Source organism: Paenibacillus sp. HJGM_3, from assembly GCF_045062745.1.
In the GTDB taxonomy this organism is placed as follows: Bacteria; Bacillota; Bacilli; order Paenibacillales; family NBRC-103111; genus Paenibacillus_AA.
The window spans coordinates 43,879-57,792 of the sequence record NZ_JBJGED010000026.1 but is presented as its reverse complement, the minus strand read 5'-3'; the positions used below and the strand labels follow the sequence as shown (position 1 = coordinate 57,792).

Below are 13,914 nucleotides of genomic sequence, written 5' to 3'. Positions count from 1 at the left end.
TTTCTCTAGCTCCGAGCGTTACTGTTGCTGCTGTGCAGCACTTCCCACTGAGCGAGAACCGCATCGCGCAATCCCGCCAGCTCGTTCAGATCGCGTCCCCACAGCTCCGTGAGCCCGAGCAGCTTCGCGATCGTAGCCGCGAGCGGCTCATGACTCGCCGACGCCTCGGCCCAAACCGCCGCAAACGCCGCGAGCGAACCCGCGTCGTCCCGCACCCCGTACGGCGCTCCGGTAAGCGTCTCGCCCGTGTACTCGCCACTCGCCGTTCGAGATACCCGATAGTAGCGCAGCAGCGCGGCGAACGCCAGCACGAGCCTGCGCGGCAGCGGCTGTCCGCTGTCCGCGGCTTGTACCAGCACCGGCAGCAGCCTGGTCTTGAACTTGCTGACGCTGTTCATGGCGATGTCGGCGAGCCTGTGCCGGATATACGGATTGCGGAACCGCTCGAACGCTGCGGCCGCGAACGCTCTCAGCTCCGCCTCCGGCATCGGCACGGCAGGGATGATCTCTTCCCCCACTGCCGCTTCCACGAATGGGCCGAATTCGGGGTGCTCGATTAAGTCCCCGACATGCTCCAGCCCGTACAGCAGGCCCAGCGGCGTCATGAGCGTGTGCGCTCCGTTCAGGATGCGCACCTTGCGCAGCTGGAACGGCTTCAGGTCGTCCGTCCATACGACGTTCAACCCCGCTTGGCGAAGCGGCAGCAGCGCCTCCAGCTCGGGCTCGCCTTCGATCGCCCAGAAGTGGTAAGGCTCCGCCGTGTTCACCATCGCGTCCGTGTAGCCCCACTCGGCGAACCAGGCATTCGCCTGCTCCTCGCCGGGATGTCCCGTCACGATGCGGTCGACGAGCGAATTGAGGAACCGGTTCTCCCGCAGCACCCACTCGCGGCAAGCAGCTCCGTCCGGCAACGCCCAGTCTTCAAGGTAGCGCAGCACGCACGCTTTCAATTCGTCGCCATTGCGCTCCAGCAGCTCGCATGGCAGGAACACAAGCCCTCGGCCGGCCGCTCCCCGGAACGTCCGATAGCGGCGGTATAGCAACGCGGCGACTTTGCCCGGGAAGGATTGGATCGGTTCACCTTCTACGTAAGGCTCGGGCCGGTATACGAGTCCGGCTTCCGTCGTATTGGAGACGACGACCTCCAACTCGTGGCTGTCCGCAAGTGCGAGGAACGCCTGCCAGTCCGAGTATGGGTCGAACGCTTGGGCCACAATGGTGATCAGCTCCTTGCGCTCCACCCGCTCCCCGTTCTCGATGCCACGCGTTACCAATGTGTACAGCCCGTCCTGGCGGGCGAGCGTCTCGATCTTCGCCTTGCCGGAAGGACGCGGCTGCGTGACCGCGACGCTCCCCGCATACAGGCCTTGCTCCCGGCATACATGGAGCATCCAGTCGACGAAGCCTCGCAGGAAATTGCCTTCCCCGATCTGCAGCACCTTCACTGGGCTCGCCATCATCGCATCGTACCGCTCCCGGTCCTCCCGCGAGAGTATATGATTGTTCAGAATATTCATAGCTTATAGAACTCCTTCGCATTCAGTCCGAACAGCTTCGCCTGCACCGGCTCTTGCGTTAGCTCCGGCATGCATTGCGGGAGCAGCCCGATGACCTGATCATAGCTGCCGGCGAGCAGGCAAACCGGCCAGTCGCTGCCGAACATAATTCGGTCGTAGCCGAATATCCGAACCGCATGCTCGATGTAGGCGGTGAATTCTTCCACATGCCAATTCGCGTGATCGGCTTCCGTCACCATGCCGGACAGCTTGCAATACATGTTCGGATGCCGTGCGATCGACTCCATTTGGGATTTCCACGGCTCGAGCGACCCGTCTGCGATGCGCGGCTTTGCGATATGGTCGATGACCCCGCGCAACCCCGGCACCCGGTCCAGCAGCTCTACGACCGGCTCCAGTTGGTGCGAAACGACGAGCAGATCCACCGGCACGTCCCGATCGGCGAAGTAGCGAAGCGCCTCCACAAACGCCGGCTCCAGCACCGCTCTCGCATCCGGCATTTCTTGAATCATGACCCGAAACCCAACGAATTTCGGATGCTTCGCGAAACGCTCGTATTGTTCTCGATACGCCGGATCGAACAAATCCAGCCAGCCGACCACACCGGCGATCGTATGCGACTGCTCGGCCAAATCCAGCAAATAGTCGGTCTCCTCCAGCGTCTGCGCCGCCTGGACGACGATGGTCGCGTCGATGCGATGCTTCTCGAGATGCGGCCGCAAGTGTTCCGGCAAGTAGTCCCGGTACAACACCGGCATCGCCGGCGTCAACCAGCCGTAATCGTCTCGGTCCAGCTTCCAATAATGCTGATGGGCGTCAATGCGCATCGGAACTCCCCCTGCCTAGTAATCGATTTCAACAATCCTCTATCTATATTCTATCAGCACTGATAAAATAAAAAAGAACGCATTTTCGCATATTTGTACTCTTTTTTGATCTATTAGTTAAATCCCGGGGTCCCCGCAAAGTACCAGATGTCTCGGGGGCTCCCCCAAAAGTAATCGGAATAAGCTACATTCGATAACGTCACTTTTGGGGGGCTAGTTGCTCCGGAGGCTTGCTTCACTTTGTGGGGGAATTACTTCAAGGAGCGTCGGCTGCCATGAATTTTGTCCGCAAACGATTCGAATCGAGCGCCTTTCCGTTTTCCCTTGTTTACAAAGACACGAAAAGCTCCCAAAGCGAGCTTCCCGATCACGTGCACGACTGGTATGAGCTTGTGTATGTGTATCGCGGCAAAGGGACTTTTTTCATCGACCAGACGTTCTACGACATGGGGGAAGGCGATCTGTTCGCCATTCCGGGCAACACGATTCACCGTGCGTTCCCGGACAAGGACGATCCCGTCACCTCGACGGCCATCTTCTTCAGCCCGCTGCTCGTCCAGCCTCCTGCGCTCGGAGACGCATTCTCATTCCTGCAAGGCTTCGAGCATTGCCGCGAGCGCAAGAGCTATAAGTTCCCGCATGCTGGGGCGGAAGACCGGGAGGTGCTGGCAGCGGGAATCGATCTGATGCATGCCGAGCTGCGGGAAGAGCGCGTCGGCTATCGTCATTCCGTGCTCCTCCTGCTACAGCGGCTGCTGCTCGATCACATCCGTGAGCTTGGTCCGGACACGGGCAGACATGCGGATGCTCCCCAATACGGACCGGTCTGGATGACCGAGACGCTGCACTATATAGAAGCGCATTGGAACGAGGATCTCGGACTGTCGGCCCTGGCCCGGCTCGTCTCCGTCACGCCCGCTCACTACAGCCGGGTGTTCAAGCAGCGGATCGGCATGAACGTATCGGACTATATCGCGACTAAGCGGATCGTCAAAGCTAAGGAGCTGCTCCGTGCCACGGACGACAATGTGAGCGCGATTGCGGAGCGTTGCGGATTCGACAGCTTGCCGCATTTTCACCGGATGTTCAAGCGGATGGTCGGCCAGACGCCAGCCGTGTACCGGCGTTCGGCAACGTAAATAAAGCGCCTAACCGAGTCCACTCGGCGAGAGGGAAACCTCCCCATCATTTCAAAAGGGAAAACCTCCCTCACTTTCGTTAGAAATTGCCCTATACGGGTTTTCGACGAAAAAATGAAGGAGGTTTTCCACTCCGAAAATGAGGGAGCAATTCCCCCTCCTATCCTTCCACAACCAGTACTCCCGCTCGGTGACTTTCCAAGACGCCCAAATTTTAGACTTCTCGCGTCCTCCATAGCCCCCGCCCCCCGACTTTACGGTTGGGCCAAATTTTTGAACTGATTGTACACCATGCGGCTGTACGTGCCTTGCTCCTGCAGCAGCTCCTGGTGGCTGCCCTGCTCGACGATCTCGCCATGGTCGATGACCATGATCGTATCCGCGTCGCGGATCGTGTTAAGCCGGTGCGCAATGACGAAGCTCGTGCGCCCTTGCATGAGAGAGAGCAGCGCATCCTGGATGTGCAGCTCCGTCCGGGTGTCGATGCTGCTCGTCGCTTCGTCGAGGATGAGGATCGACGGATCGGCTAGTATCACCCTCGCGATCGCGAGCAATTGGCGCTGGCCTTGGCTCAAGTTCGAGCCGTTCTCAGTCAGCATCGTCTGGTAGCGGTTCGGCAGCCGCTGGATGAAGGCGTCGGCATTCGCCAGCTTGGCCGCCCGCCGCATCTCCATCTCCGTCGCGTCGGGCTTCCCATACTTGATGTTTTCCTCGATCGTCCCGGAGAACAAGTACGTATCCTGCAGCACGACGCCAAAACTGCGCCGCAAGCTGTCCCGCGTGTACTGCTGAATGTCGGTGCCGTCAATCGTAATTCGCCCGCTCGTCACATCATAGAATCGGGTGACCAGATTGACGATCGTCGTCTTGCCCGCCCCGGTCGGGCCGACTAGCGCCAGGCTGCTGCCTTCGGGCGAGACGAAGCTGATGTTCTTCAGGATCGGCACGTCCGGCCGATAGCCGAAGCTGACGTTCTCGAACTCTACGCGCCCTCTCGGGTTGCTCAGCACTTTAGCACCCGGCGCGTCCTCCGGCTCCTCCTGCTCCTCGAGCACCTCGAACGCCCGCTCTGCTCCAGCCACGCCCGATTGCAGAATATTGAACGTGTTCGCCATATCGTTCAGCGGCCGTACGAACTGGCGGGAGTAGCTCAGGAAGCTCGCGATAACCCCGACGGTCAGATGACCCTTCACGGCCATGATCCCGCCGACGATCGCGATAGCGGCGAACCCGATGTTGTTGATAACGCCGAGCAGCGGCATGAGGAAGCCCGACCAAATTTGCGCTTTCAGGCCGACCTCGTAGAGCTGCTTGTTCACGCCTTCGAATTCCTCGATCGACTTCTCCTCGCGGTTGAACGCCTTTACGACGGCGATCCCGGAGATCGTCTCCTCGATATGCCCGTTCAGCTTGCCCAGTTGGATCTGTTGGTTTTTGAACAGCTTACTCGTGCGTTTCGTGATCGTTCGGGCCAGGAAATACACCAGCGGCACCGTGATCAGGCTTGCCAGCGTGAGCAGCGGGCTTAACACGATCATCATGATGAGCGAGCCTACGATCGCGATCGAGCCGGACATGAGCTGCGTCGTCGACTGGGAAATCGTGTTGCTCACGTTGTCGATGTCGTTCGAGAGCCGGCTCATGACTTCGCCGTGCGGACGCGAATCGAAGTACGACAGCGGCAGCTTCTGCAGCTTCTCGAACAACGTGCGCCGCAAGTTCATGACGACCCGCTGCGACATGCCGGCCATCAGCCAGCCTTGCAGCAGGGCGAACGTCCCGTCCGCGATATACGCGACCACGAGCACGAGGAGAATCGTCTCCAGCAAGCCGAAATCGACTCCGCCCGTAGAGGAAGCCGACATGGCGTCGATCGCTTCGCCGATGAGGAAGGGTCCGATCAACCCGATGCCCGCTCCTCCAAGAAGAAGTACGAACAACACGGTGAGCCATTTGCGCTCTTGTCCGAGATACGTCCACAGCTTTTTCAGCGTGCCTTTGAAATTTTTGGGCTTGACGATCGGCCGTCCCCGCATCATCGGGCCTCCGGGTCCGGGGCCTCCGGGACCTCCCGGCCGTCCAGGTCCGACTATCATCGGGACGTCAGGTTGCGAGGACTGCTCGCGGTTCGGTTCATTGGGCTTGGACATTCGCCTGCGCCTCCTTACCGACTTGCGATTGGTAAATTTCCTGATACACGAGACAACGGCGCATCAACTCGTCGTGCGTACCGATGTCTACGATCTCGCCGAGATCGAGGACGACGATTTGGTCTGCATCCATCACCGACGTGATGCGCTGGGCGATGATCAGGCACGTCAGGTTCGCGGCGAACGTCTTCAGATGCGCCTTGATCTTCGCCTCCGTGGCGACGTCGACGGCGCTCGTGCAGTCGTCGAGGATCAAAATGTCCGGCTCGCGGACGAGCGCCCTGGCGATGGAGACCCGCTGCTTTTGCCCACCGGACAAGTTGACCCCACGCTGCCCCAGCACGCTCTCATAACCTTCGGGCAGCTCGCGGATGAAAGGATCGGCCTCCGCCATGCGCGCTGCGCTGCGAACCTCTTCCTCCGTAGCCCCGTCCTTGCCCCACCGGATATTGTCCATGATCGTGCCGGTGAACAGGATCGACTTTTGCGGCACGATCGCGATCGTCTCGCGCAGGATGGCCGGGTCGACGCGTTTCACATCGATACCGTTCACCCTAACCGTCCCGGAGTCCGCATCATAGAACCGCGGAATCAGGTGCACAAGCGAGCTTTTACCCGACCCGGTAGAGCCGATGATGCCGACCGTCTGGCCCGGAAGCACCGTGAGCGAGATCCGCTTGATCACCGGCTCGCCGGACGCGCCTTCGTAGGAGAAGCTGACGTCCTCGAAGTCGATGCGGCCCCGGGCCGACTCTGTCGCTGGGGAAGCCGGCGGGGTCTGCTCCTCCCAAGTCATCGTATTCACCTGTGAGAACACTTCCCCGATCCGGGAAGCCGAAGCGCGCGCGCGAACGAACATGTTGAACACCATCGAGATCGTCATGAGGCCGAAGAGAATCATGGTCATGTAGTTGATGAAGGCGATGATGTGCCCGACCTGGATCGTGCCATCGTTCACGCCGTAGCCGCCCATCCAGATGACAGCCACGATCCCGAAGTTTACCGTCAACATGATCGCCGGGTTGAACACTGACATCGCCCGCATAACCGTGACCGAGCGGTCTTTATACTCGACATTCGCTTTCTTGAACTTCTCCACCTCGTTGTCGAAGCGGTTGAACGCTTTGACGACGCGGACGCCGGACAAGTATTCCCGCATCACGCTGTTGACGCGGTCGAGCGACTTCTGCACCCGCATGAACCGGGGGAACCCGATCTTCATGTTCAGCGCCACGAGCAAGCCGACGATCGGCACCACGACCGCCAGCACGAGAGCCAGCTTCGGATTCAGCCGGGCGGCCATGATCAGACTGCCGATGCACAAGATCGGCGCCTTGACAAAGATGCGCATCAGCCCGTTGATGAAGTTCTGCACTTGCGTCACGTCGTTCGTCAACCGGGTGACCAAGGAAGCCCTTTCAAAACGGTCGATGTTTTCGAAAGACAGCGTTTGAATTTTGCGGAACAAGTCGCTGCGCAGCTCGGTTCCGAATTTTTGCGAGACGTGGCTCGCCACGATGTTGCGGGTGGAAGCGGCGATTGCCCCGAATGCGGTCACGAGCAGCATAAGCCCGCCCATGCGCAAGACGTAGTTCAAGTCACTGTTCGCAACGCCCACGTCGATGATTTTCGCCATGATCGTCGGCTGCATCAGATCGCAGATCGATTCGAATGTGACGAATAAGACCGCTACCAGGAAAAACTTGCCATGCCTCTTGGCATATGTCCTTAAAAACCCCATCCCCGACCCTCCTCATGAAGCTTTACTACTAAACTATACTCCTATCCGAACCGATTGTCACAGGTGTTTTGCAATTTCATGCAAACGAGTGCATGAAGTGTGGGAGAATGGGAAAATGTACTAGTGGCGTGGTCTTATGCAAAAGTGGGTGGCGGGACTGTAGAGTAAAAAATCTACTTTGGAGCACTGAAGTCGGGCTTCGGCGGGACTGTAGAGTAAAAAATCTACTTTGGAGCACTGAAGTCGGGCTTCGGCGGGACTGTAGAGTAATAAATCTACTTTGGAGCACTGAAGTCGGGCCTCGGGGGCTGTAGAGTAAAAAATGTACTTTGGAGCACTGAAGTCGGGCCTCAGCGGGACTGTAGAGTAATAAATCTACTTTGGAGCACTGAAATCGGGCCTCGGCGGGACTGTAGAGTAATAAATTTACTTTGAAGCATTGAAGTCGGGCTTCGGCGGGACTGTAGAGTAATAAATTTACTTTGGAGCATTGAAGTCGGGCTTCGGCGGGACTGTAGAGTAATAAACCTACTTTGGAGCACAGAAGGGAATAAGCCGGAATAATCGTGTTACTGGAGGGGGAATCGAGCGCGATTGGCCAGCAGGGTACATAATCTTTGAGCGTATAGGTTGAGTGCCGGTGGGCTGAAAGTAGACAATCTACTATGGAGCATAGAGGTTGCAGTCGGCGAGACCGGCGATAGCATTAAATCCATTGATTGGGGCACGGCACCGAACCACATCGAGCCATCATCGGTCCGTCTATCTGCCGCCCCCAACAAAAAACAGCCTGACCAAGTACCCCTCTTGGTCAGGCTGCAATAAACTCCTTACACCACGCCTTGCGCGATCATGGCGTTGGCGACTTTCAGGAAGCCGGCGATGTTCGCGCCGACCACCAGGTTGCCCTCGTGGCCATATTCGGCCGCCGCCTCCATGCTGTTCTGGTAAATCGTCTTCATGATCTCGTGCAGCTTGGCGTCCACCTCGTGGAACGTCCAGGACTGCCGCATGCTGTTCTGAGACATCTCCAGCGCGGAAACGGCCACGCCCCCTGCGTTCGCCGCCTTCGCCGGACCGAACAGCACCTGGTTCTGATGGAAGACGTCGATCGCTTCCAAGGTCGAAGGCATGTTCGCCCCCTCGGCGACAGCCTTCACGCCGTTCGCCACCAGCTCTCGCGCCGCCTGCTCGTCGATCTCGTTCTGCGTGGCACAAGGCAGCGCGATATCGCACGGAATCGACCAGATGCCGGAGCAGCCTTCCTTATACTGCGCGTTCGGATGGAAGCTGACGTATTCGCTCAAGCGGCCGCGCTCGACTTCCTTGATTCGCTTCAACGTGTCCAGGTTGATGCCGTCCGCATCGTACACGTACCCGTTGGAATCGCTGCAAGCGACGACCTTCGCGCCCAAGCGGGACGCTTTCTCAATCGCGTAGATCGACACGTTGCCCGACCCGGAGACTATCACCGTGCTGCCTTCCATATGCAACCCGCTCGAGCGAAGCATCTCGTCCACGAAGTACACGACGCCATACCCCGTCGCTTCGGTCCGGGCCAAGCTGCCGCCGTACAGCAGCCCTTTGCCGGTCAGCACGCCGGCTTCGAAAGCCCCGCGGATCCGTTTGTACTGTCCGTACATATAGCCGATTTCGCGGCCGCCTACCCCGATGTCGCCGGCCGGCACGTCGGTGTCCTGCCCCAAATATTTATACAGCTCCGTCATGAAGCTTTGCGTGAAGCGCATCACTTCACCGTCGGATTTGCCCTTCGGATCGAAGTCCGAACCGCCCTTGCCTCCGCCGATCGCTTGCCCGGTCAACGAGTTCTTGAACGTCTGCTCGAAGCCGAGGAACTTGATGATGCTGGCGCTCACCGAAGGGTGAAACCGCAGTCCTCCCTTATAAGGGCCGATCGCACTGTTGAATTGCACCCGGAACCCACGGTTGACGCGAACCTTGCCGTTGTCGTCGACCCACGGCACGCGAAACGAAATGACGCGCTCAGGCTCCACGATCCGCTCGAGGATCCCCGCCTCGCGGTAATGCGGATGCTTCTCGAATACCGGCACAAGCGATTCCAGAATTTCCTGTACCGCCTGATGAAACTCCAGTTCCCCAGGATTGCGAAGCTTGACTGTCTCAAACACTTCCGCTACATACTTCCTTGCTGCATTCATCCACCGATTCTCCTTCTCTTTATCTTAATCTCATCTAACACCTCATGTAAGATAGTTAGTATTTTATCTTTTTCGACATCATTTATCAATGGAAAACTTCGCAGCATTGCAGCACGCCGATTAACCGCCTCCCAGCGGGAAAGCGGTGTCGTTTTTTTAGGAATCAAGGCCCATAGGGATGTTATTGAATAGAGAGGAAGAAATCGACTAAAATAGTAGATACACGCCGATCCCATGAAGGAGGTTATTCATGAATCGATGGCTGATCGCCTTCGTCTGCCTCGCGAGCCTGCTCGACGCCTTCCTGACCGATGTCGGGCTGCGGCTTCAGCTCATCAACGAGGCCAACCCCCTGATGCGTCTAGTGTACGATAACAGCATGCTGCTCTTCTATGGCTGCAAAATTGTGCTCCCCTTGTCGCTTTTCTTCCTTGTCGCGAGAGCAGGCGGGCGGCTCTACATCCGCCGCTTGTTCCAATTGTCCGTCGTCGTCTACGGCTGCGTGTTGCTCCTGCATTACTATTGGATCTCGTCGGCCCTTCAGCTCACAGCTTGAAAATCTGAATCGTCCGCTGCAGCTGAGTGACCATGCGCAGCATCTGTTCGGATTGCGTAACTACCGCTTTGACCGATCGCGTCTGTTCCATCATGGACGACGACACTTGCTCCGTGCCCGCCGCCGACTGCTGGGTAATCGCCGAGATGTTCTCCATCGTGCCGGTGATCACTTTGGCCGATTCCAGCATCTTCTGGCTCTCGCCGGTAAACTCATGCATGCGCGCCGTGATGAATTGGATCGCTTCCACCATTTCGCCGAACACCTTCTCTGTCTCTTCGATGGACTGGCTCTGCCGCTTGGCGATGTCTTCATTAATCTGGATGTTCTGCAGCGCTTGGCGGATCCCGTTCTCAATGTTGCGCACGAGATGGAACACTTCCTTCGCCTTGCGGGACGATTCCTCCGCCAGCTTGCGCACCTCTTGGGCGACGACGGAGAACCCGCGGCCATGCTCGCCCGCTCGTGCCGCCTCGATAGAGGCGTTCAGCGACAGCAGGTTCGTTTGTTCGGCGATCTCGGAGATCGCTCTCGTGATTTGGCTGATGCCTGCCGCTTCCTTCACTAGCTCGTCGATCGTCCCGGAGACATTGCTCGTCGCGATCACGTTATGTTTGACGCTCTCCGCCTGGCTCTCCACCGCCTGCATCCCTTTCTCCACCAACACCAGGGTCTGCTCGCAGCGGCGGTTCATTTCTTTCGTCGAGCCTACATAATCCGTTACCTTCGTCTCGATGTCCTTCACCACGGAAAAGCTTTTGAAGACGCCGGTCGATATTTCGTTCGCACCCTGAGCGAGATTCGTAACGGAGCTCGTCGATTCCACCAGCATCGTATTGATGCCTTCGTTTTTGTAATAAATATCCCGGCTCGAGTCGGCTACATGCTTGGAGATGGAAGCCGTCTCGTTCAGCAGCTCCTTCAGCTTGACGATCATCGCGTTGAACGAGCGGCCCATATCGCCGAGCGCGTCCTTGGAATGAGCTTCGACCGTCTGGGTGAAATCGCCCTTGGCGATGTTCATGGCGATGCGGGAGACGTTGTCGATCGGCTCGGTCAGCATACGCTCCAGCCAACCTACGTAGGGGAAGCTGCCCACGAAGAGCACCACACAGGCGCTGATGCCGAAGATCAAATTCACGTCGCCGGTGAGCATCAGAATCAACAGCACAGCCGTATAAAAGGTAATGACCACATAGGACCCAATCTGCAGTTTCGCTCTAAACGATAGGGAACGGAACCAATTCATCGTTCTTCGACCTCGCTTTACTTATGATGCATAATGTGGGGTTGAATTTAAACTTACCAAACGATGAGGTCGACGTACCAATTCAATAATCGATCTCCGAAAAAGAAGCAGACCAGGCAGCCGAACGCAATAAACGGTCCGTACGGCATCGGGGACTTCCGGTCCAGTCGGCCCGAGGCGATAAGGGCGAGCCCAATGACGCTGCCGAGCAGGGCGGACAGGAAGACGCATAGGAGCACCAGCTTGAGCCCCATCACGAGGCCTACGAGGGCCATTAGCCGGATGTCGCCGAACCCCATCGCCGGCTTCCCCATCCAAACGGCCACTACCGATACGCTCAGCAGCGCGCCGCCTCCGATCACAAAGCCCGCGGCATATTGCCATAGCGGGAGCGGGTGGAGGATGAGCCGCAGTGCGACGAACAGCAGCATCGCCGGATAGATGATCTTGTTCGGCAGCAGCATGTATTTCAGGTCGCTGACCGTCAAGATGAGCAGCACGGACACGAGCGGGTAGGCGATCCACAGCTCCCGGGGGGAGACCAGGAACGGCAGCGCCGCGAACAGCAGCCCTCCCGCCAGCTCGCCGAGCAGATAGACCGGGGAGAGCGAGACGCCGCAGTAATGGCATCGGCCACGCCGGATGAACCAGCCTAGGATCGGCAGCAGATCGACGGCGCTCAGCTGCTTCTTGCAGCTGCCGCAGCTGGACCGAGGGGCGACGATCGATTCGCCCTTCGGTACGCGAAGGCCGACTACGTTGAAGAACGACCCGAACACGGCTCCGATGATGAACAGCGGGATCGTGAAGATCCAAGTCCCGTTTTCCCAATCCATTCCGATTGCCTCCCCTTGACCTTACCTATTAATAGTTCTCCCGCTTCGACAGCTCTCGCACACTCGGCGCGCCGTTACTGAGCTTGTCCTGCAGCCAGGCGCCCAGCTGGTTGAACCCGTCGATCGACAAATGAATCGTTTGCCGCTCATTGCCGTTGGTAAGCACTTCGATGGAAATTTTGTTCTCGGCTTCCGTGGCGATGACCAGGAATTGCGACATTTCTCCGTTAACCTCTTCATTCCAATTGCACATGTAGCTGCTGGTGAAGTTCTTCATCGGTCCATTCCCCCTGAATAAGTTAATGATTTTGCCGCCTTCCACCGTCTTGAAAGCCCGCTTGCCGGCTTCCATCCAATCTTGAACCGGCTTGGGTTCGTTCGCCGCACTTTCCGGCTGCGGCTCCGTTTCGACAAGCTCCGGCTCGAGAACTGGCTCAGCCGCTTGTTCGAGCGCCGGCTCAGCTACTTGCTCAAGCTCCGGCTCGGGCTCCGGATCCAGGTCGGCATCCGTCTCCAGGGCCGGCACGGAATCGGCTTGAAGCGCTTCCGATTCGTCCGGCTCGGCCGCCGCCAGCTCGAGCGTCAGCTCGTTCAGCTCAGCCAGGCTCAGCTCCGCTACGCTCGGCTGCTCGAGGATGGATAGTGGCAAGACGAGATCGCCAGCCTCAGCCGCCTCGTCCGAGCTCGCAAGGCTCGCCGGCTCTTGCAGCTCTTCCTCCTGCGTCGACTCGGGTTCCAAGGCAACCGGCGTCTCAACAGCTGCCAGTACCGACATTTCCTCGATCAGAGCAGCCTGTGACTCTGGTTCCGGCTTGACAGCCGCCAGCTCCAGACTCTCCTCCTCGGCATCGGTCCCGGCCGCAAGCTCCAGCTCCGGCGAGACGGCCGGGAGTTCCGCACTCTCCTCTGCAGCAACTTCCTCTGCCTCCGCCACCGGATCCGCCTCTGCCTCTTCTACTGACTCTGGCATCGCCTCCCGCACCGACTGTTCCAGCCGTTGCTCCTCCGACTCCGACTCCAGCTCCGACAGTTCCAGCCGATGCTCCTCCGGCTCCAGCACCGGCTCCGACTCCGGCTCCAGCGCTACAGCCGGCAGTTCCACGCTCTCCTCCGCCACCGCTTCTTCCGGCACTTGCCCCAGCTCCGAAACCACCCGCGGTTCCGCATCCGATGCCGCAGCCGTTGGCTCCGGGCTTTCCGTCGCAACCGTCGCTTCCAGCTCCGGCTCCGGCGCGGGCACGGCCACCGGCTGCCCCGGACGCTCCTCCACGGGCGCCTCTGTCGCTTTGGGCGTCGGATCGTGGTTCGGCCGTCGGAACCCGTATTTGCGGATGATCTCATTCACGCGGTTGGGCTTGAACGGCTTCATGACATAGCCGTTCGCGCCCGCCTTGAGCGCATCCGAGATCAGATCCTGCTGGCTCATCGCCGAGCAGATGAGAACGACCGCATCGGAGTCGATGCGGCGAATTTCCTTCATCGCATCGATTCCGTCCATCTCCGGCATCGTAATATCCATCAGCACCACGTCCGGACGAAGCTCCTCATAGCGCTGCACCGCTTGACGACCGTTCTCCGCTTCCCCGACCACTTGATACCCGTACTGTTTCAATATATCGGTCAGCATTTTCCGCATAAACTTGGTGTCGTCTACCACTAATATGTTGAATGACATTGGGGGGACGCCTCCTTCCTGGAATGGTTGGCCTGGCCGGCCTC

Annotated in this window: 9 protein-coding genes and 1 pseudogene; 2 read left to right on the top strand and 8 right to left on the bottom strand. The window is 58.6% G+C overall.

What is annotated here, in order from left to right; translation table 11 throughout:
- Positions 1-5: 5 nt before the first annotated feature.
- Positions 6-1,517, bottom strand: coding sequence for a tagaturonate reductase (locus ACI5FR_RS24910; RefSeq protein WP_405459426.1), 1,512 nt, complete (start codon positions 1,515-1,517; stop codon positions 6-8).
- Complete coding sequence (locus ACI5FR_RS24905; RefSeq protein WP_405459425.1) at positions 1,514-2,344, bottom strand: amidohydrolase family protein; 831 nt, start codon at positions 2,342-2,344, stop codon at positions 1,514-1,516. The genes ACI5FR_RS24910 and ACI5FR_RS24905 overlap by 4 nt, the downstream gene beginning before the upstream one ends.
- Positions 2,345-2,619: 275 nt before the next feature.
- Here ACI5FR_RS24905 and ACI5FR_RS24900 point away from each other — a divergent pair, with 275 nt between their 5' ends.
- Positions 2,620-3,483, top strand: coding sequence for a helix-turn-helix domain-containing protein (locus ACI5FR_RS24900; RefSeq protein WP_405459423.1), 864 nt, complete (start codon positions 2,620-2,622; stop codon positions 3,481-3,483).
- Positions 3,484-3,737: 254 nt separating this feature from the next.
- Here the strand turns inward: ACI5FR_RS24900 and ACI5FR_RS24895 are convergent, their stop codons facing one another.
- From ACI5FR_RS24895 to gdhA, 3 genes are all read right to left on the bottom strand, one after another.
- Positions 3,738-5,579, bottom strand: a complete 1,842-nt coding sequence (locus ACI5FR_RS24895; RefSeq protein WP_405459511.1) for an ABC transporter ATP-binding protein — start codon at positions 5,577-5,579, stop codon at positions 3,738-3,740.
- Between the two features lie 37 nt (positions 5,580-5,616).
- Positions 5,617-7,374, bottom strand: coding sequence for an ABC transporter ATP-binding protein (locus ACI5FR_RS24890; protein ID WP_405459420.1), 1,758 nt, complete (start codon positions 7,372-7,374; stop codon positions 5,617-5,619).
- An 830-nt stretch (positions 7,375-8,204) separates the two neighbouring features.
- On the bottom strand, positions 8,205-9,554 hold the full coding sequence (gene gdhA, locus ACI5FR_RS24885; protein WP_405459418.1) for an NADP-specific glutamate dehydrogenase: 1,350 nt from the start codon (positions 9,552-9,554) through the stop codon (positions 8,205-8,207).
- Positions 9,555-9,804: 250 nt separating this feature from the next.
- Here gdhA and ACI5FR_RS24880 point away from each other — a divergent pair, with 250 nt between their 5' ends.
- The gene (locus ACI5FR_RS24880) at positions 9,805-10,110 is read left to right on the top strand and encodes a DUF5658 family protein (protein WP_405459415.1); all 306 of its coding nucleotides are present in this window, start codon (positions 9,805-9,807) and stop codon (positions 10,108-10,110) included.
- Here ACI5FR_RS24880 and ACI5FR_RS24875 read toward each other — a convergent pair.
- The 3 genes and pseudogenes from ACI5FR_RS24875 to ACI5FR_RS24865 all read right to left on the bottom strand — a co-directional run.
- The gene (locus tag ACI5FR_RS24875) at positions 10,100-11,359 is read right to left on the bottom strand and encodes a methyl-accepting chemotaxis protein (protein ID WP_405459413.1); all 1,260 of its coding nucleotides are present in this window, start codon (positions 11,357-11,359) and stop codon (positions 10,100-10,102) included. The two genes, ACI5FR_RS24880 and ACI5FR_RS24875, sit on opposite strands and share 11 nt — an antisense overlap.
- Before the next feature lie 53 nt (positions 11,360-11,412).
- Positions 11,413-12,195: a prepilin peptidase gene (locus ACI5FR_RS24870; RefSeq protein WP_405459412.1), complete on the bottom strand. Its 783-nt coding sequence runs from the start codon at positions 12,193-12,195 to the stop codon at positions 11,413-11,415.
- Positions 12,196-13,519: 1,324 nt separating this feature from the next.
- Positions 13,520-13,870, bottom strand: a pseudogene (locus ACI5FR_RS24865) (response regulator); the annotation flags it as partial.
- Positions 13,871-13,914: the final 44 nt, after the last annotated feature.

Excerpts from the sequence above, each read along its gene's own strand:
- ACI5FR_RS24910 (WP_405459426.1), bottom strand. The coding sequence starts at position 1,517 with ATGAATATTCTGAACAATCATATACTCTCGCGGGAGGACCGGGAGCGG.
- ACI5FR_RS24905 (WP_405459425.1), bottom strand. The coding sequence starts at position 2,344 with ATGCGCATTGACGCCCATCAGCATTATTGGAAGCTGGACCGAGACGAT.
- ACI5FR_RS24900 (WP_405459423.1), top strand. The coding sequence starts at position 2,620 with ATGAATTTTGTCCGCAAACGATTCGAATCGAGCGCCTTTCCGTTTTCC.
- ACI5FR_RS24895 (WP_405459511.1), bottom strand. The coding sequence starts at position 5,579 with ATGATAGTCGGACCTGGACGGCCGGGAGGTCCCGGAGGCCCCGGACCC.
- ACI5FR_RS24890 (WP_405459420.1), bottom strand. The coding sequence starts at position 7,374 with ATGGGGTTTTTAAGGACATATGCCAAGAGGCATGGCAAGTTTTTCCTG.
- gdhA (WP_405459418.1), bottom strand. The coding sequence starts at position 9,554 with ATGAATGCAGCAAGGAAGTATGTAGCGGAAGTGTTTGAGACAGTCAAG.
- ACI5FR_RS24880 (WP_405459415.1), top strand. The coding sequence starts at position 9,805 with ATGAATCGATGGCTGATCGCCTTCGTCTGCCTCGCGAGCCTGCTCGAC.
- ACI5FR_RS24875 (WP_405459413.1), bottom strand. The coding sequence starts at position 11,359 with ATGAATTGGTTCCGTTCCCTATCGTTTAGAGCGAAACTGCAGATTGGG.
- ACI5FR_RS24870 (WP_405459412.1), bottom strand. The coding sequence starts at position 12,195 with ATGGATTGGGAAAACGGGACTTGGATCTTCACGATCCCGCTGTTCATC.